Source organism: Geobacillus sp. Manikaran-105 (assembly GCF_002809955.1).
Lineage (GTDB): Bacteria > Bacillota > Bacilli > Bacillales > Anoxybacillaceae > Geobacillus > Geobacillus thermophilus.
Genome location: NZ_PIJG01000012.1, coordinates 1 through 18,787, shown reverse-complemented (window position 1 = coordinate 18,787; position 18,787 = coordinate 1). Strand labels below are relative to the sequence as shown.

Annotated in this window: 16 protein-coding genes; 8 read left to right on the top strand and 8 right to left on the bottom strand. The window is 47.8% G+C overall.

Features of this window, described 5'->3' with window-relative positions:
* Positions 1–63: 63 nt before the first annotated feature.
* From argF to argC, 7 genes are all read right to left on the bottom strand, one after another.
* The gene (gene argF, locus CV945_RS05345; protein WP_100659289.1) at positions 64–1,002 is read right to left on the bottom strand and encodes an ornithine carbamoyltransferase; all 939 of its coding nucleotides are present in this window, start codon (positions 1,000–1,002) and stop codon (positions 64–66) included.
* On the bottom strand, positions 999–4,127 hold the full coding sequence (locus tag CV945_RS05340) for a carbamoyl-phosphate synthase (glutamine-hydrolyzing) large subunit (protein ID WP_100659288.1): 3,129 nt from the start codon (positions 4,125–4,127) through the stop codon (positions 999–1,001). Before CV945_RS05340 ends, argF begins: the two co-directional genes overlap by 4 nt.
* Entirely contained in the window at positions 4,120–5,184 is a 1,065-nt protein-coding gene (locus tag CV945_RS05335; RefSeq protein ID WP_050368357.1) for a carbamoyl phosphate synthase small subunit, read from the bottom strand. The genes CV945_RS05340 and CV945_RS05335 overlap by 8 nt, the downstream gene beginning before the upstream one ends.
* Before the next feature lie 88 nt (positions 5,185–5,272).
* Positions 5,273–6,433, bottom strand: a complete 1,161-nt coding sequence (locus tag CV945_RS05330; protein ID WP_100659287.1) for an acetylornithine transaminase — start codon at positions 6,431–6,433, stop codon at positions 5,273–5,275.
* Positions 6,430–7,206, bottom strand: a complete 777-nt coding sequence (gene argB / locus CV945_RS05325; RefSeq protein WP_100659286.1) for an acetylglutamate kinase — start codon at positions 7,204–7,206, stop codon at positions 6,430–6,432. Before argB ends, CV945_RS05330 begins: the two co-directional genes overlap by 4 nt.
* Positions 7,207–7,218: 12 nt before the next feature.
* Entirely contained in the window at positions 7,219–8,451 is a 1,233-nt protein-coding gene (gene argJ, locus CV945_RS05320; RefSeq protein ID WP_100659285.1) for a bifunctional ornithine acetyltransferase/N-acetylglutamate synthase, read from the bottom strand.
* Positions 8,452–8,468: 17 nt separating this feature from the next.
* Entirely contained in the window at positions 8,469–9,503 is a 1,035-nt protein-coding gene (gene argC / locus CV945_RS05315; RefSeq protein WP_100659284.1) for an N-acetyl-gamma-glutamyl-phosphate reductase, read from the bottom strand.
* Positions 9,504–9,826: 323 nt separating this feature from the next.
* On the opposite strand from argC, the gene CV945_RS05310 reads away from it, so the two are divergent.
* From CV945_RS05310 to CV945_RS05295, 3 genes are all read left to right on the top strand, one after another.
* Positions 9,827–10,513: a Crp/Fnr family transcriptional regulator gene (locus CV945_RS05310; RefSeq protein ID WP_100659283.1), complete on the top strand. Its 687-nt coding sequence runs from the start codon at positions 9,827–9,829 to the stop codon at positions 10,511–10,513.
* A gap of 365 nt (positions 10,514–10,878) precedes the next feature.
* Complete coding sequence (locus CV945_RS17750; RefSeq protein ID WP_255407714.1) at positions 10,879–11,010, top strand: hypothetical protein; 132 nt, start codon at positions 10,879–10,881, stop codon at positions 11,008–11,010.
* A 385-nt stretch (positions 11,011–11,395) separates the two neighbouring features.
* Positions 11,396–11,728: a DUF3139 domain-containing protein gene (locus CV945_RS05295; protein WP_025950016.1), complete on the top strand. Its 333-nt coding sequence runs from the start codon at positions 11,396–11,398 to the stop codon at positions 11,726–11,728.
* 43 nt (positions 11,729–11,771) lie between these two features.
* Here the strand turns inward: CV945_RS05295 and CV945_RS05290 are convergent, their stop codons facing one another.
* Positions 11,772–12,365 (bottom strand): C40 family peptidase, encoded by a 594-nt coding sequence (locus CV945_RS05290; protein WP_128733434.1) that lies wholly within the window; start codon positions 12,363–12,365, stop codon positions 11,772–11,774.
* 518 nt (positions 12,366–12,883) lie between these two features.
* Between CV945_RS05290 and CV945_RS05285 the strand changes: the two genes are divergently transcribed.
* From CV945_RS05285 to CV945_RS05265, 5 genes are all read left to right on the top strand, one after another.
* Complete coding sequence (locus tag CV945_RS05285) at positions 12,884–13,246, top strand: hypothetical protein (protein WP_483299650.1); 363 nt, start codon at positions 12,884–12,886, stop codon at positions 13,244–13,246.
* Positions 13,227–14,297, top strand: coding sequence for a M50 family metallopeptidase (locus tag CV945_RS05280; RefSeq protein WP_100659281.1), 1,071 nt, complete (start codon positions 13,227–13,229; stop codon positions 14,295–14,297). Before CV945_RS05285 ends, CV945_RS05280 begins: the two co-directional genes overlap by 20 nt.
* A 117-nt stretch (positions 14,298–14,414) precedes the next feature.
* On the top strand, positions 14,415–15,560 hold the full coding sequence (locus tag CV945_RS05275; protein ID WP_100659280.1) for an IS256 family transposase: 1,146 nt from the start codon (positions 14,415–14,417) through the stop codon (positions 15,558–15,560).
* 404 nt (positions 15,561–15,964) lie between these two features.
* The gene (locus tag CV945_RS05270) at positions 15,965–17,059 is read left to right on the top strand and encodes a glycerol dehydrogenase (RefSeq protein WP_049625510.1); all 1,095 of its coding nucleotides are present in this window, start codon (positions 15,965–15,967) and stop codon (positions 17,057–17,059) included.
* Positions 17,060–17,280: 221 nt separating this feature from the next.
* A complete protein-coding gene (locus CV945_RS05265; RefSeq protein WP_100659279.1) occupies positions 17,281–18,510 on the top strand; it encodes a DUF819 family protein in 1,230 nt (409 codons plus the stop codon).
* Positions 18,511–18,787 lie beyond the last annotated feature (277 nt).

The window sequence follows — 18,787 nt, the reverse complement described above, 5'->3', positions numbered from 1 at the left end:
CTCTCCCCTCGAAATCCTTTTCAAAGTGAAAAAGGAACTCCCGAAACGGGAATTCCCCCTTTGCTATAAAACGGACAACAAAATCGCTTTTTGCGCATGAAGCCGGTTGCCGGCCTGCTCAAAGACGACCGAGTTCGGGCCGTCCATGACGCCGGCCGTCACTTCTTCGCCGCGATGGGCCGGCAGGCAATGCAAAAAGAGGTAATCGGGTTTGGCCGCTTTGACGAGCTCTTCGTTGACTTGATACGGCTGAAACACTTGCAGCCGCTCAGCACTTTCGCTTTCTTGGCCCATGCTCGTCCAGACATCCGTATAAATCGCATCCGCTCCGGCCACTGCCTCAAGCGGGTCGTGCGTCACCACAACGGTTGCCCCGGTTTTCTCGCCGATCTGGCGCGCTGCCTCGACGTATTCCTCCTTCGGCTCATAGCCTGGCGGACAGGCAATGAAAATATCCATTCCCACTTTTGCTGCGGCCGCAAGCAAGGCGTTGGCGACGTTGTTCCCGTCGCCGACATAGGCGAGCTTGACGCCTTGGAACGTTTTCTTCACTTCGTAAATCGTCAGCAAATCCGCCAACGCCTGGCACGGATGATCGTCGTCCGTCAGGCCGTTGATGACCGGAACGGACGCATATTCGGCCAACTCCTCGACTTTTTGATGGGCAAATGTGCGAATCATAATGACATCGACGTATTGCGACAAGACGCGGGCCGTATCGGCGATCGTTTCGCCGCGGCCAAGCTGCAAATCGTTTCCGTTTAAATACATCGCCTGGCCGCCAAGCTGAATCATGCCGACTTCAAACGACACGCGCGTGCGCGTTGACGGCTTTTCAAAAATCATCGCCATTGTTTTCCCGGAAAGCGGCGTATACGATACACCGGCTTTTTGTTTCGCTTTTAAATCAGCTGCTAACGCCAGCAAGTCCAAAATTTCTTCTGTCGAGAAATCAAGAAGCGTTAAAAAATCTCTCCCTTTTAATGACATCACTGCATTCATGCGATCACCGCCTGTTCTGCCTGTTTTTTCTTTTCCAACCAGCCATGGATCGGCTGCACATCAAGATGATCGACATCGAGCGCCTGCAAGAAGAGCTTCAATGTCTCACGTTCCGTGAAGACGAGCAATTGTCGGGACAACGCAGTCATTCGTTTGTTCGCTTCGCCTTCCTCTTTGCCCAAGTCGATCACCGCGAGCGCCGTGTCGCGCTTCACCCAATCGGCAAACGGGACATCAGCGACGATGGTCAGCTGTTTCGCCGTCATCTCCGCCTCCAGCTCGGCATCGATGTTGCCAATGACATAGACCTCGTTCGCGTTCGCTTTCTTTTGCAAATACGGATAAAACGCTTTATACGCCGCTTCCTCCTTCGTTGCGGCGATACTGATGCCTTCGCCGGTCGATTTCATCTCTGGCCCAACCACCGGGTCAACCCCCGGCAGCTTATGGGTCGAAAAGACCGGATACTTTAACACGGCGTACGGCATGACCGCCAAGCCGCGCGCTTTTTCGTCCACGATGTCGACAAGCGATTTCCCAAGCAATAATTTTGTCGCAATTTGCGCCAGCGGCACGCCGGTCGTTTTGCTGACGATCGGCACCGTCCGGCTCGCGCGCGGGTTCACTTCCAGGACATATACATTGCCGTCCGCAATGACATATTGAATGTTCATAATTCCTTTAAAGCCGAGTTTTTTCGCAATCCGGCCCGCATAGTCGATGATTTTCGCTTTTTCTTCGTCTGTGAGCGTCTGCGCCGGCAGCCAAGCATAGCTGTCACCGGAGTGGACGCCGGCTTTTTCGACGTGTTCAATGATGACCGGCAGCACGATGTCTGTTCCATCCGTCACGATGTCCGCTTCTGCCTCTTTCCCGTCCAAATACGCATCAATCAAAATCGGATAGGTCAACTCGCCTTGCTCGATCAAAGCAGCGAGCTGCGCCTCGCTATGGACGATAAACATGCCGCGGCCCCCGATGACATACGACGGACGAAGCAGCACCGGGCAGCCGATCTCAGCCGCTTTGGCGGCGAGCTCCTCGGCGTTGTTCGCCATCAAGCCCGGTACGTGCGGGATGTCAAGCTCCTCAAGCAACTGGTAAAAACGATCGCGGTCCTCGAGCTGGTCAATCATATCGTACGTGACGCCAAGCAGCGGCACGCCGGCTTCTTCGAGTCCTTTGACCAAATTGATCGCCGTCTGACCGCCAAATTGAACGATGACATGCTTGATTTGTTCCGCTTCGATAACATCGAGGACGCTCTCAAGCGTCAGCGGTTCAAAGTACAGACGGTCGGCGACGGCAAAGTCGGTGCTCACCGTTTCCGGATTGTTGTTGATCATCACCGTTTCATAGCCCTCTTTTTGCAAGGCGAACACGCTATGAACGGAGCTGTAGTCAAACTCAATGCCTTGGCCGATGCGGATCGGTCCGGCTCCAATGATCAGCACTTTCTCTTTGCCGCTCGGTTGTTTTCGCTCGTCTTCGCCGAAATAAGTCGAGTAGTAATAATCCGTTTCTGAATGAAATTCGGCCGCGCACGTGTCGACCATTTTGTATGACGGCACGATGCCAAGTTCCTTCCGCTTGTTGCGCACGTCAAGCTCCGTCACGCCCCACGTTTCAGCTAAAAAGGCGTCGCTACATCCTTTTTCTTTCAAGAAACGGAACGTTTGCTCCTCAATCGTGTCCAACGTTGCAGCCGCTGCCCGTTTTTCAAGGGCGACAAGCCGCTCGAACGAGCAAAGGAAAAAGCGGTCGATTTTCGTCCATTTGTGAATGGCTTCAACCGCCACCCCGCGGCGGAGCAGTTCCAAAATCGCGAAAAAGCGGCGGTCGTCTTTGTCGACAAGCAGCTGTTTCAGCTCATCATTCGTTTTCACCGAAAGCTCCGGCAACAACAGTCCGTTGTTTTTGCCTTCGAGCGACTGCACCGCTTTTTGAAACGCCCGCTCCATGTTACGGTCGATCGCCATCACTTCCCCGGTCGCCTTCATTTGCGTGCCGAGCTTCCGATCCGCGTGCGGAAACTTGTCAAACGGCAAGCGCGGAAACTTGACGACGACATAATCCAAGGCCGGTTCAAAGCTGGCGTACGTCGTTTTCGTCACCGGGTTGACGAGTTCCGCAAGCGTATAGCCGACCGCCAGCTTCGCCGCAATGCGGGCGATCGGGTAGCCGGTCGCCTTGGACGCCAGCGCTGACGAGCGGCTGACGCGCGGGTTGACTTCGATTAAGTAATATTGTTTGCTGTTCGGGTCAAGGGCGAACTGAATGTTGCAGCCGCCAATGATCCCTAATGCGGAAATGATCTTCACCGCCGACGAACGGAGCATTTGGTACTCCTCATCGGTCAACGTCTGCGACGGTGCAACGACGATCGAATCTCCTGTATGAATGCCGACCGGATCGACGTTTTCCATATTGCAAACGGTAATGCACGTATTCGATTGGTCGCGCATCACTTCATATTCAATTTCCTTAAATCCGGCGACGCTCCGTTCGATCAAACATTGATGAATCGGGCTTTCGTTCAATCCTTTTTCTACGAGCGCGAGAAACTGCTCCATGTTTTCGGCAATGCCGCCGCCCGCCCCGCCGAGCGTATACGCAGGACGAATAATGATCGGAAAACCGATTTGTTCGGCGAACGCGACCGCTTCCTCGACGCTTGTAACAATTTCGCTTTCCGGCACCGGTTCGCCAAGCTCGTGCATCAACGCGCGGAACGCTTCGCGGTCCTCCCCGCGCTTAATCGCTTCAATCGGTGTTCCGAGCAGTCTCACCCCATACTTTTCAAGCACGCCGGCTTCATGCAGCTGAAACGCCAAATTGAGCCCTGTCTGGCCCCCGAATGTGGCGAGCAGCCCGTCCGGGCGTTCTTTGGCAATGATCGCTTCGACCGCCTCAACGGTGAGCGGTTCAAAATACACGGCATCGGCATGGACATCATCGGTCATGATCGTCGCCGGATTGTTGTTCACTAAAATGACGCGGTATCCTTCTTCCTTTAAGGCGATGCACGCCTGCGTGCCGGAATAATCAAACTCAGCAGCCTGGCCGATGACGATCGGCCCCGACCCGATCAGGAGAATCGATTGAAGCGAAGAATCTTTAGGCATAGACGTTCTCTCCCTTGAACACGGTTTGCAAAAATTCGTCGAAAATATAGCCGGTATCGTGCGGCCCCGGATGCGCCTCCGGATGGTATTGCACGGACAAAATCGGTTTATGGCGATGGACGATGCCCTCGACCGAACCGTCGTTGACGTTGATGAAACGAATGTCAAACGGTTTGCCCACCAAACTGCCTTCTTTGACGACATAACTATGGTTTTGTGATGTCATCATCACGTTTTGCTTCACCGCGTCCCACACCGGTTGATTGGCGCCGCGATGCCCGAAGCGGAGTTTTTCCGTATCCGCCCCGTACGCCAAGGCAACGAGCTGATGGCCAAGGCAAATCGCAAGCGTCGGATACCGGTCGATCAGCTGACGGATAGCGGGAAGCTGATGGCGTAACTGTTTCGGATCGCCTGGGCCGTTCGAGAGGACAAGCCCGTCCGGTTTCAGCGCATCAATCGCTTCCGGCGTCGTATCATGCGGCACAACCGTCACCCGGCAGCCGCGCGCAAGAAGCGACTGCAAAATCGATTTTTTATAGCCGAAATCGACGAGCACCAAATGCGGGCCGCCTTCGCCGTATGTTTCGATCGTTTTCGTTGACACCGCGCGCACGGGAAATACTGCTTCCTCGCCTCCAACGGCTGAAATCGGCGACAAACTTAATTCCGCCATCATCGTTCCAGCGGTGCGGATTTCTTTCACAAGGGCGCGCGTGTCCACATGCGTGAGAAGCGGAATGTTCCAATGCTGCAAGTATTCCGCCAGACTGTATTTCGCCCCGTAATGAAACCCTTCTCGGCTCGCTTCGTAGACGACGACCGCTTCGACGTGCGGCCGCTTGCTTTCAAAATCATCTTCGTTGATGCCGTAATTGCCGATGAGCGGGTACGTAAAAACGATGATTTGGTTTTTATACGACGGGTCGGTCAACACTTCTTGATACCCGGTCATGCCGGTGAAAAAAACGATCTCCCCGCTCACCTTTTCTTCAAGCGGAGCGGCGAGCTCCCCGCTGAACGTTTTTCCGCTCGCCACATGCAAATACGCTTTCATTGGCGCCACCTCATCGTTTGAGTTTTTATAACCGTTCAGGAATTTTTATGCATGAACAGGAATAAAAATTAAGCCGTCGGCCGTCCGTTTACAAGACGGCTGAGGCGTTGGCGTTGTTCAACACGTTTGTCAAAATGTCCACCGCTTCATCGATTTCCGCTTTCGTCACGACAAGCGGCGGCAACAGGCGGATCACGTTCGGCCCCGCCGAAAGGACGAGCAAGCCGTTTTCGTGAATCAATGGCAACAGCGGTGCGACGTCCGTTTGGCACTCGATTCCGACCAGCAGCCCGAGCCCGCGCACGTCCTTGACGATGTCAAGCAAAGCGAGCGCGTCATGGAGGCGTGCAAGCAAATAGCGGCCTTTCTCCTGCACATCTTGCAAAAACGCCGGATCAAACACCACTTCTAACGTCGCCTTGGCGGCGGCCATCGCGATCGGGTTGCCGCCAAACGTCGACCCGTGCACCCCAGGTCCAAACGATTCTTTCAAAAACGCTTTACCGATCATCGCCCCAACCGGAATGCCGCTGCCAAGCCCTTTCGCTGCGGTGATGATGTCCGGCTCCACATCAAAGTGCTGGTACGCAAACGGCTTTCCGGTCCGGCCGATGCCGGTTTGCACTTCGTCGATGATCAAAAGCGCTCCGTGCTGTTGACACAGCTCCGACGCTGTCTGCAAAAACGCCGGGTTAACCGGGCGGACGCCGCCTTCCCCTTGGACGACTTCAAGCATGACTGCCGCCACTTCTTCGCTCATCGCCTGCTTGAGCGCGTCGACATCATTCAGCGGCAAGTGAATGAATTCCGGAAGCAGCGGACCAAAACCGCTATGCACTTTCTCCTGCCCGGTCGCCGCCATCGTCGCGAACGTGCGGCCGTGAAACGACTGGCGGAACGTAATGACTTTGTGTCTCCCAGTATGTTTGCGCGCCAGCTTCAGCGCCGCCTCGTTCGCTTCCGCCCCGCTGTTGCAGAAAAAAACATAATCGCCGGCGCTGTGGGCGACAAGCAAGGACGCGACCTCTTCTTGAATGGGAATCGTAAACAAGTTCGAGACATGCCAATATTGATTCAGCTGTTGTTCAATGCCCTTTTGGACATGCGGATGGCGATGGCCGAGATTGCAGACGGCAATGCCGGAAACAAAGTCGAGATATTGTTTTCCATTCACATCGGTCACCACCGTCCCTTCGGCCGACTGGACGGCGATATTCCAACGGTTGTAAGTCGGAAATAGCGCGCTCATAAATATACCCCCACTTCTTTGCGAATCGTTGTGCCGTGCCATGTTCCGTTCTGGTAAAACGTCGTTTTGCCGCTGACGATCATCACCTCGGGCAGCGCATCGGACAGGGCGGACAGCGCCGCTTTCACTTTCGGAATCATCCCGCCCGTGATGACGCCGTCTTCGATCAGTCGTTCAATCGTTTCCGCCGTCGCCTCGGCCACGAGCGCGCCGTCTCGCAAAATGCCGGGCACGTTCGTCACAAACGCGAGCTGGCTGGCGCCGATAGCGGCCGCGACCGCCCCAGCCGCCGTGTCGGCGTTAATGTTGTATGTTTGCCCGTTTTGATCGATGCCAAGCGGCGAAACGACCGGAATGTAGCCCGCCTCAAGCAGCGTGCGCAAAAGACGGGAGCGAACCGTTTTCACACGGCCGACATAGCCAAGTTTAGCAAAGTCAATCGGTTCAGCTTCGAGCAGCCCCCCGTCCACACCGGAAACACCGACCGCGGGCAAACCGTGCTGCCTGAGCATCGCGACAAGCTGTTTGTTCACTTTGCCGGAGAGCACCATTTCCACAACGGCGAGCACGTCTTTCGTCGTCTTCCGCAAGCCGTTGACAAACTCGCTCGGCACGCGAAGCGTTTTGAGCATCTGTCCGATTTCCGGCCCGCCGCCGTGGACGATGACGACATCCATCCCTTGTTCCCGCATCGTTCTGACGCTGGCAAAAAAGGCGGGAGACAGCTCATCGAGCACGCTGCCGCCGCATTTGATGACGACCGTTTTCCCCATCTTTCTCTCTCCTTACGTCCGATAGCTGGCGTTAATTTTCACATAATCGTATGTCAAATCGCAGCCCCACGCAACGCCGACACCATCGCCTATATGCAAATCGACCTCAATGACGACCGTCTCTTGTTGCAAATACGCCGCCGCTTCTTCTTCCGAGAACGGCTGCGGCTCGCTTCCTTTCAGCATCACCATCGGCCCGATGGCGACATCAACATTGTCCGGATCAACGTCAGCGTCCGCATAGCCGATCGCGCCGATGATCCGCCCCCAGTTGGCATCCGCGCCGTAAACGGCCGTTTTCACTAAGTTGGAGCCGACGATTTGCTTGGCGATTTTTTTCGCTTCCTCATCCGTTTTCGCACCGCGCACGCGCACTTCAATGAGCTTCGTCGCCCCCTCGCCGTCTCTGGCGATTTGCTTCGCCAAATCTTCGCACGTTTTCCGCAGCGCCTCATAAAAGTTTTCCCAATCCGGATGATTCGGCGTCAGCTCGTCATTTCCGGCAAGACCGCTTGCCATCACCACAACCATGTCATTCGTCGACGTATCGCCATCGACGGTAATTTGATTGAACGATACATCGGTAATCGACCGGAGCGCATCATGCAGCACCGCCGAAGAAATGTTGGCATCGGTCGTAATGAACGCGAGCATCGTCGCCATGTTCGGATGGATCATCCCCGATCCTTTCGCCGCCCCGCCGACGGTGACCGTTTTCCCATCGACGGTCGTTTGGTAACAAGCGCGCTTCATCACCGTATCCGTCGTTAAAATCGCCGTTTGAAACGCCTCCGCATCCGCCATCGTCGCCCCTGGAACAAGCTTTTCGATGCCCGCGCGAATTTTTTCCATCGGCAAATATTCCCCGATTACGCCCGTTGAAGCGACGGCCACATGGTGCAGCGCCAGGCCAAACTGTTTCGCGCACAACTCACGCATTTCATAAGCGTCCTTGAGCCCCTGCGCACCGGTGCAGGCGTTCGCGCACGCGCTGTTGACGATGACCGCCTGCAATTTTTGTTCTACAGCGAGGCTCGCCTGCGTCACTTTGAGCGGCGCCGCCTGGAAATGGCTTTGGGTATACACCGCCGCCGCCGAAGCGGGCACGTCGCATAGAATAACCCCTAAATCGTTTTTCGAATAGCGCAGCCCGGCATTCACCCCGGCCGCTTGAAATCCTTTCGGCGTCACCACTGTTCCATCGGCGACCGCCGTCACTTGCCCCGTTTGTTTCGTTGCTGTCATTGTTCGTTCCCCTTCCCTCACGGATAGATCGGCAAGGATCGGAGGCCCGCTGCCTCATCCCACCCCATTATCAAATTGAAGTTTTGCACCGCCTGCCCGGCAGCGCCTTTCATCAAGTTATCGATCACCGACACGACCGTCACCCGTCCCGTCCGTTCATCGTAGGCGAGGCCGATGTCGCAATAATTTGAGCCGTACACTTCTTTCGTCGTCGGAAATTGCCCGACCTTGCGAACGCGGATAAACGGCGAACCTTCATAACTTGTTTTATATAAATCTACCAAGTCGTTTGGCGAAATCGGTTGTTTCGCCTTCGCATAGATCGTCGCCATAATGCCCCGTGTCATCGGAATCAAATGGGTGCTGAACGTAATCGGCTCCATCGCTTCATTCCACGTTTGCAGCGTTTGCTCAATTTCCGGAATGTGCTGATGGACGTTCACTTTATAAATTTTCACGTTTTCGTTCACTTCGGAAAAATGCGTCCCAAGCCCTGCTTTCCGCCCCGCGCCCGATACGCCCGATTTGGCGTCCACGATGATCGAGTCTTCCTTAATTAATCCTTCTTTGACAAGCGGCGCCAAGCCAAGCAGCGTCGCTGTCGGATAGCAGCCCGGATTGGATAGGAGCACGGCTCCGCGCACCGCCTCCCGATTCCACTCGGTCAGCCCGTACACCGCCTTTTGCAAATATTCCGCCGGCGCCGCCTGCCGTCCGTACCATTGTTCGTACACCGCGCCGTCTTTCAACCGGAAATCGCCCGATAAATCGATCACTTTCACTCCCCGATCCACGAGCGCCGGCGCCCACTCCCCGGACACCCCGGGCGGCGTGGCGAAAAAGACCGCATCGTAACGAGAAAGCGCCTCGATTTCAAGTTTATGCAACACCGCACCATCGACCGAACCGACGTGCGGGAAACTTTCCGATACATGAACCCCGTCCTGCGACGACGAGAAAACGTCGCAGCGGCTCACATGCGGATGCCCGTATAGCAAGCGGAACAACTCCGCGCCGCTGTACCCCGTCGCCCCGATAATGGCTACGTTCATCATGTTCCCCCTCACCCGTATGCCTCATGTAGTTCTCATTATAATACTGTATAAAAATAAAATCAAATGTATATTTAATAATTTTCAAAGATTTTTTTCTTGCCCCTCCCTCCGTCTATGGGAAACGAATACCGATTTGTCCCGGCAGCCAAGGTGCATCCTTGACTCCATCGCCCTCATGTTCTCGGGATGCAAAGACTTTCACAAACGATTCCACCGATGTTCAACAAGTTTTCAATCTTTTCACTATCCTTATATTGACTTCCCTCTTTTTTCCTGTACACTTTTATATAGCGATACATTTTACGTAAGGTTGTGATCAGATGAACGAGATGGAATCTCGTGAATGGCAGAAGTGGCTTACATCGCTTGGGCGCGATCTTCGCCTTGAGAAGGGAACGTACTTGTTTCAAGAAGGGGAAAAAGCAGACGATATTTACTATATCCAATCGGGGAAAATCCAAATCAGCAAAATGGACATGGACGGACAGGAGCTCGCGCTGCGCATTTGCAGCGAGGGCGATTTGATCGGCGAGCTGACACTGTTTTGCCCTGGCGCCCGCTACATGCTGACGGCGAAAGTGCTGGAAGACGGCGTCGTTTCCGCCATTAAGCGCGAGACGCTCGAACAAGAACTTGCCAACAATCCGACGCTGGCGATCGAGTTGATGAAATGGATGAGCCTCCATTTCCGCAAAACGCAGACGAAATTCCGCGACTTGATTTTACACGGCAAAAAAGGAGCGCTCTATTCAACGCTCATCCGTTTGTGCAACAGCTACGGCGTCATGAAAGAAGACGGCATTTTGATCGACGTGCCGCTGACGAACCAAGAGCTCGCCAACTTTTGCGGCGCCGCCCGTGAAGTCGTCAACCGCATGCTCGGCGATTTGCGGAAAAAAGGCGTCATCTCCGTGCAAAAAGGAAAAATTTGCGTCCACAACTTGCAATATTTGCGTGACGAAATCGCCTGCGAAGGCTGCCCGCCCGAGCTGTGCCGCATTGACTGACGGGCAAGTGCGGCAAATAAAAGGGAAGGCCGTTCTCGGCGCTCAGGGGCGGCCTTTGCTTTTTTGAAGCAAACACTCCCCTGCTGTTGAAAGCTACACTGCCTATCAACGATGCACCTGCAACCATCGCCACGGCTTTCCAACCACCTTYCGAAAGAATGTGCAAAATCCGGAACAATCCGCAAAAATTTTGCACATTATTTCCGAATCCGCCTGAAATAATTTGAAAAAGGGATTCTGAAATAATGTGTTAATTTACAGTGAAGCTCGCGCAAAATCGTCTCCTTTCCCAAAAGAACAGGATTTCCTTGCGCGAGCTTTGCGAAGAGGAAATGACCAATCGTCAAGCCCTGGGATATTTGTTGTTGGCATGCAAACAATTAGGAATGACAAACGAAGAAGCAACAAAGATTTGTCAAGAGATGGAATATTTGTCCGACACGTTAACGGAGGAGGAGGCGGAAGAACAAGGGTGGGGCTGGTATCGAGCTATGTAAAGGCGAGCTGATTCAAAAGGTCGCCTGTTGTTGACTTGCATATGCGGAAAAAGAGAGCGCCCTCATCCTTTTCGGAGGACGCTCTCTTTTTTGTTGGGGAATGTCAAGATGTTGAGACAAGACAAGAGGTCATGCTGAGTTGACAAGTTCTCTTGTTGTTTTTATGGTACTATAGATAGAAGAAAAGTTCAAGGTTCTGTCGTTCTTGTTTTTGTTAAGAAACCAAAACAACAAGAGCAGGGATTGAAATAGGCGGCATACTTCCACACTCTAAGCTTTTCCGAAAGGATATCCTCTTTCGTGCGAAGAACATAAAAATAAAACAACGCAATAGTTGTGATAGAGGGGATTTTTTGTATATTATGAAAAAAAAGGAGGGATTCTGTTGAGTCGGAAATGGAAGCGTTTAGTGTTCATTGGTTTGCTCATTTTTTCGTTGGGGAGTGCGGGATATTTGTATTACGAAAAAACCGTGATGGTAGGGGATGTTCGAGAGCGGGAGCATCTTCTTTCTGCGGTTTCCATGAAAATAGCAAAAGAGGGGCACGAAATGGAGGATGTAAAGAAAATAGGGGTTCAATATAATTATTTCAAAGGCGGGGTTCTTCCTTATGAGGTATATGTCGTTTTCAAAAAAGATCCTTCCGTCGTTTATTATTACAGCTGGAAGGATCGGAGCAAGACAGATGTTGTGTTGATCGGGCAAGGGGTTGATTGAGGGTTGATAGAGAAAAAGAACGCTTAAATAGCGTTCTTTTTCTCTATGGCCAATTGAAAGAATGAACCGTTGAGAACCCGTTCAGTTTTTGGAGAGTTTTGTTAAGATAGTCGTATGGAGCAATAATCGTAGGGATCACTTTTTTAAATGGTTTTGTCGCAAAGTTATAATAAGGCGTGTTTGCTCCGTAATAATAAGATTGCCAAACAATTTCGGAACAATATAAATAGGTTCGATCCTTAGGATTGTTCGTGATTCGGTAAGGTTGTTTTTTGTATTTTCCTATCACATAATTTTGATATGCGTATGCTCCAGCTTGTTTTGCGGCGTTGGCCGATTTGTAGCGAACGACTTTTGTGCTCGGGTAGCGTTCAAGCCACCATTGGATGGAATATCTAGCAGGAAAGTGACCTGGTCCCGCTATGCTAACAAAATATTTTCCTGACTGATCGACAATTCCTGCGTGTCCGACAAAAGCAGCTGACCGTGTGTTCTTTGTGACAAGAATATCTCCAGGTTGAAAATCGAATCCGCTGACTCTGGCTGCGAGAGCGTGCGATGAGAGAGGAAGTGTTGCAACAAAGAAGAAGACCGACGCGACAATCAAAAAAATTCTCGACAACAAAACAATCTCCACCCCCCCGAAAAAGATTGTCTATACAAAATTATCAGTATTTTTTATGAATTTGCAATAGATATTTTTTCCTAAAAATAGAAATAGGTCCTTGCGTAGGGTTCAACGATAATTTTACATAAAATTAATGGTTCATCACCAAAAGATGTACTTGACTTTTAAAGACAAACATGATAGCAATGTTGCTCAAAGAGATGTGTGGTATAAAAAGGAAAAATGCTGTTTTGATTTTCTTTATCATAATCGTCTTTCTTTGTCAAGTACACTTTGTGGTGAAGAGCCATTTTTTATATTTAATTACAAAATTAATATATACTCCCATAACAAAAAATTCGTCACCATCGAAAGGATGAAAACGAATTCTGTCGAAGTATCTCCTTGCAACTGGGGTCAACAAGGCTGATGCACCTTACATAACGCTTGGATAAACTTCTCTCATCTTGATCATACTGCTCCTAAGCACTCGATCGGAAAAGGAACAAACCCAGGATGAGACGACTCACCATTACGAATGACCGTGGATGGACATCACGAAAACTTTGCCAAGAAGAATGAAAAATCAAAAAGGCCTCGCTGGTCAACGTGTCATGGCGGTTCGTCTCGTGATGGAAGGATATTTGGGCAAAGATGTTGCTGACATGCTCAACCTGTGCCGCCAAACCGTCGTTTTTTTATGTTTCCTTATTCAATCTTCTGTTGGACCGAAAAAGCCCACTGGGACGGGTTCCGTTCTTAATGAAAAAACAGCAACAAGAACTAAAACAAACGATCTTAACCCGTATACCCGCCGAACTCGGTTGGGATCCCGCCTCTTCCTAGAATATCTGGATTTATCTATAAGAAATATGGTTAGGGAGGATTTCAATGCAAAATATAATTTATAGACCTAGTATTTTACTTCTAATTATATTCTTTATTTCCTTAATAGTTACTAAATTATTTCCATCATTAGCATCGACTATTTTCGATATATGGATTTTGGGTATCTGTTTGATTATTGCTATTTTTTTGCACGAATTAGGGCATGTGATCTTTGGGGTATTATGTAAGTTTAATTTCCATTTTCTTACTTTTGGTCCCTTTTTAATTGAAAAAGTGCAAGGAAAATTAAAAATACGTGAAAATAAACATTGGATTTATTTCGGTGGAGTTTCTTTTGTGACCCCTACTGTTGAAACTTTTTCTAAAATAAAAGCAAAATGGGGATTGTTTTTGTTTGGAGGCCCTTTTTTTAGTTTTATAGCATTTCTTATATTTTTCATGATTGGGAAGATTTATAAAAACGATTTTATGCTATGGTGTTCTCTTTTAAACATTGTTATATTTATAGCTACCTCATTTCCAATTATAAAAGGGGAAGCAAACGATGGAGGAAATATATTTTTATTACTTAAAGACAAGGAACAAACGTTTTTACATATTTTAAAATTTCAAATACTTAGTGAGATGTTTAGTTCAAAAAGACCAATTGAATGGGATAAAGAGTTGATTGAAAAGTGTAAAGAAATAATTAAAGGGAAAAATTCAATTGAAAATCATATGATCTATACATTTCTTTTTTATTATTATTTTGACGCTGGGAATGTTGAACAGATTTTTTTAAGTATACAACCAATCATAAATGAACCGCTTACAAAGGAAAATAAATTTATCAAAGGGAATTTTAACAGTTTATACATACTCTATAAATTTTTATATGGAAACAGTGAGGAAAACTTAGAAGAAATAGATAAATTATTTAAAGGAGTATCAAAATTAGATTCATATGCCTATAACCGTTCCCTTGCCATAATTAAGTATTTAAAGGGAGATGTTAAAGGAGCAAAAAGTTTGATAAACAAATTAGAACATGAATTAAACTATACTAATGGTCAAGGGGTATATCATGTTGAAAAAGATATCTTACAAAAATTGAGGTTAAAAATGATGATATAAACTAGCACATTAGATGATGTATAAAAGTTTGTGTAAAGCATTTTGCTAGAACAAAAGAAAAAAGGTAGGGTATTCTCTGATTGGACCAAAAATCTTAGAGAAAGGAGTACCCTACCTATGTCTAAAAGAAGTATACCGAATGTCGACTGGGCAAATCAACTGGAAAATGCCATTCGTCAGTTTGTGAAGGAAAAATTAGAGCTGATTATGCGGGAAGAAATCAAACATTTCCTCGAAATCGAACAGGCTGGAACGCCGAATAGGAGAAACGGCTACTATCAGCGAAATCTAGATACGCAATATGGCCGGATTGAGGGTCTTTTGGTTCCAAGAGACCGAAACGGGGAATTTCAAACACAGTTGTTTGCCCCTTATCAACGCCACACCGGCTGGCTGGAGGAAGCCATCATTAGGATGTATCAAAGTGGCATGAGTACGCGTGAAATTGGCAAGTTTATGGAACGAATTTTAGGCAATGCCTATTCTCCTGCAACGATCAGCCGTATTACCGATGTCGTGAAGGAAGACATCGAGAAATGGCACACTCGTCCACTGCACAAGCGTTATTCTGTCTTATATTTGGATGGTTTATACGCAAAACTTCGTCGCGAAACCGTGGAGAAAGAAGTCATTTATGTGGTGTTAGGGGTGAACGAAGAAGGATATCGCGAAATTCTTGATTTCTTCGTGGGAGGACAAGAAAGCGCCTATGTATGGCAGGAAATTCTTCAACACCTCTACCAAAGAGGCGTAAAGGAAGTGCTTCTGGGCGTATTCGATGGACTACCGGGGTTGGAGGAAGCCTTTAAGGCGGTGTATCCGAAAGCCGATGTGCAGCGTTGTGTCGTTCACAAAGTCCGCAACACGCTCCATCGTGTTCGGAAAAAAGACCAATTGGAAGTGGCCGAGGATCTCAAGCTGATTTATCGCGCCCCGAATAAGGAGATGGCGTTACAAATGTTTCAACAGTTTGAGTCGAAATGGTCCAGCAAATATCCAAGAGAAGTTCAATCTTGGGCCAATGAGTTGGATGTCCTCCTTACATTTATGGATTATCCAAGCAGTATTCGAAGTGTGATTTATACGACCAATGCCATCGAACGAACGATCAAGGAAATTCGGAAACGTCTAAAGCCGATGAACAGTTTGAGCAGTTTAGAAGCTGCGGAAAAAGTCGTGTATTTAACCATTCAAGATTTTAATGAGAAATGGGCAGGGCGAAAGTTGCGAGGATTTGCCGAAGCGCATGAAGCCCTCGAGTGAATGTTTGAAGAACGTTATCATTAACCAAATACTGATTCTCCCTTTCCACACAGGAGACTGAATATTCAGTCTCCTGTGTGGAGGAAACTAGTTCCCTATTCATTCCAAATCCATTTCAGAGAAACCCTACCCCATTACATTACACAAAATTCTTGACGGTACCCCTTTTTAATGGTTGGTTGCACTTTCATTTTAAGGGGATCCTCATGCAAGGGCTATTTTTATGCTTGTTTGAGTTTATCTAGCACCACGGGTGTACACAAATGATATCCTAACAATAATTCATAAAAAATCTTACATATTTGTGAAATGTTTCACATATTAATTGACTTTTCATTTTTACAATGGTATTATAATAATGTAAGGACTATTCACGAAATTCTAAAAATATAGGGGGGCTTAATATGGCAAGAATTTTGATTTCACCGAACAAATATATTCAAGGGAAAGGTGAACTAATTAATATTCACAAACATATTGGTCATTTAGGAAGTTCCTTTTTATTTATTGCTGATGAGTTTGTTCAAAAAATTACAAAAGCGACCATTGAAGAAAGCTTCTCAAATAGCAACAGCACCATTACCTTTGCAACTTTTCGAGGAGAATGTTCAAAACAGGAAATTAATCGACTCAAAAATATCGTTATTGAAAACAAGATTGATGTTGTTGTTGGGGTCGGAGGCGGAAAAACTTTAGATACCGTTAAAGCATTGGGTTACTATACGAATCTGCCGACTGTAGTCGTTCCTACAATTGCTTCTACAGACGCACCATGTAGTGCATTATCTGTCATTTATACAGAGGATGGTGTATTTGAGGAGTATCTTGTCCTCCCTAAAAACCCTGACATCGTATTGGTTGATACACAAATTGTAGCAAATGCACCTGCCAGACTCCTTGCAGCTGGAATTGGGGATGCTTTAGCTACATATGTTGAAGCCAGAGCATGTTACGAAGCAAATGCAATTCCAATGGCTGGAGGAAATATAACGAAATCAGCGATCGGACTAGCTGAGTTATGTCAAAAAATCCTCTTTGAAGAAGGAGTTAGTGCATATCTCGCAGTTCAAAGAAAAACCGTTACAAAGGCTGTTGAAAATGTTGTGGAAGCCAATACGTATTTAAGTGGGATCGGTTTTGAAAGCGGTGGGCTCGCAGCTGCTCATGCGATTCATAACGGCTTCACTGTTTTAGAGGACGTTCACCATCTATATCATGGAGAAAAAGTGGCCTTTGGTACACTTTCCCAATTAGTGCTTGAAAACCGCCCTATGGAAGAAATTGAAAAAATGGTCCGTTTAAATATTGAACTAGGTCTTCCTGTAACTCTTGAACAAATGGGAGTTAAAGAAGATGTTGAGGCCAAAATACGAAAAGTTGCTGAAGCGGCCTGTGCTGAAAATGAAACTATTCACAACATGCCGTTTAAAGTAACGCCAGATGATGTTTATGCCGCCATTTTAGCAGCAGACAGCATTGGAAAACGATTTGTTAAATGAGTGGAAAACTAATCGATCTCACAGTAAAACAAAAATCTATTTTCACCCGTGGTGCTAGTTGAGCTTTAGCGCTCAACTAGCACCACGGGTAACATAACATAAAAAAAGACTTAAAGCAGAGAAAATGCAAGAAAAATTTTGAATCGGTCGATAGAGTTTTGAATATGGTTTTTGTTTATCGTTTCTTTTGAAAAACTCATAAAATGGGGAGGATGAACTGCGTGGAAAAAACGCTTATCCAGCCCGATGATACATTAATGCTGTGGGGAATTATTGTCGTATGGGCATCCGTAAGCATTTATTTAGAACAAAAATATAACTGGGCGGCGAAAATATCAGGAGCGATTATTGCGCTCATTGGTGCCGTTATTTTATCCAACACAGGCATTATCCCAACCGAATCAGCTGTTTATGACGCTGTTTGGGCGTTTATCGTGCCGCTGGCTATTCCGTTGCTGCTGTTTCACATCAACATCCAAAAAATTTGGAGAGAAAGCGGAAGATTGCTAGTCATTTTTCTATTAAGTTCGATTGGCACGGTAGCTGGCACCATTACTGCTTTCTTTTTGCTAAAAGATCATATCCCTTATCTTGATAAAATTAGTGCGATGATGAGCGCTTCGTATATTGGCGGGGGCGTCAATTTTGCGGCGATGGCGGCGAAATTCGAAACGCCGGGAGAAATGGTGTCTGCAAGCGTTGTAGCGGATAATTTAACAATGGCATGCTATTTTATTATTTTGATGATTATACCAGCCTTATCTTTTTTCCGACGTCATTTTTCCACACCGCATGTGCGGAAAGTGGAAAGCGGAAACGGCTTGGAAGATGGAAAAACGCTAGCGGAAAGCTTTTGGAAACGAAAGGAAATTTCATTAAAGGATATCGCGCTTTCAGTCGGCACCGCTTTCTTGCTCGTTATGGTTTCGTTTAAGTTAGCGGCATTCTTAGATCAAGCGATTCCATCAGGCGAACACGCGCCTATTTTTCTTAATATTTTGAATGGTTTGTTTGGAGATAAATATTTGTTATTAACAACGATGACGTTTTTTGCACTTGCGTTATTTCCTAACTATTTCGAGCGCATTCACGGCAGCCAAGAAATCGGAACGTACTTGATTTATTTATTTTTTGTCGTTATCGGCATTCCCGCTTCGATTCCGCTTATTATCAAGCAGGCTCCGTTATTATTCGTATTTGTGGCCATTATTGCGCTCATGAACTTGCTTATTTCGCTGATTGCGGGAAAACTGTTGAAATATGATTTAGAAGAAATTTTACTCGCAAGCAACGCCAATGTAGGTGGACCAACGACAGCGGCGGCCATGGCGATTGCGAAAGGGTGGAAAGACTTAATTGGTCCGATTCTCGTTGTCGGAACGCTCGGCTATATTATTGGAAATTACGTGGGCACTGCCATTGGCGTTTGGTTTTCCACTTTCTTATCATGACTGCCGGCAGTGCTCCGGCTCTATTAAAAGGCGTGTATTCATGAAAGGAATCTTGCATTAATGTTTTGTGCCATCTTCTTTATTTTGAGACGAAATTCATCGTCCGTGTTTCGTTAATTAGGATGATAACAAAATATTGTTGATGTTTTTTTAACAACAAATGGTAACATTGATATATATAACCCGTGGTGCTAGATAAACTTGAGCAAGCATAAAAATAGCCCTTGCTGGCGGATCTCCTGTAGAATGAAAGTGCGACCTGCCATTCGAAAGGAGA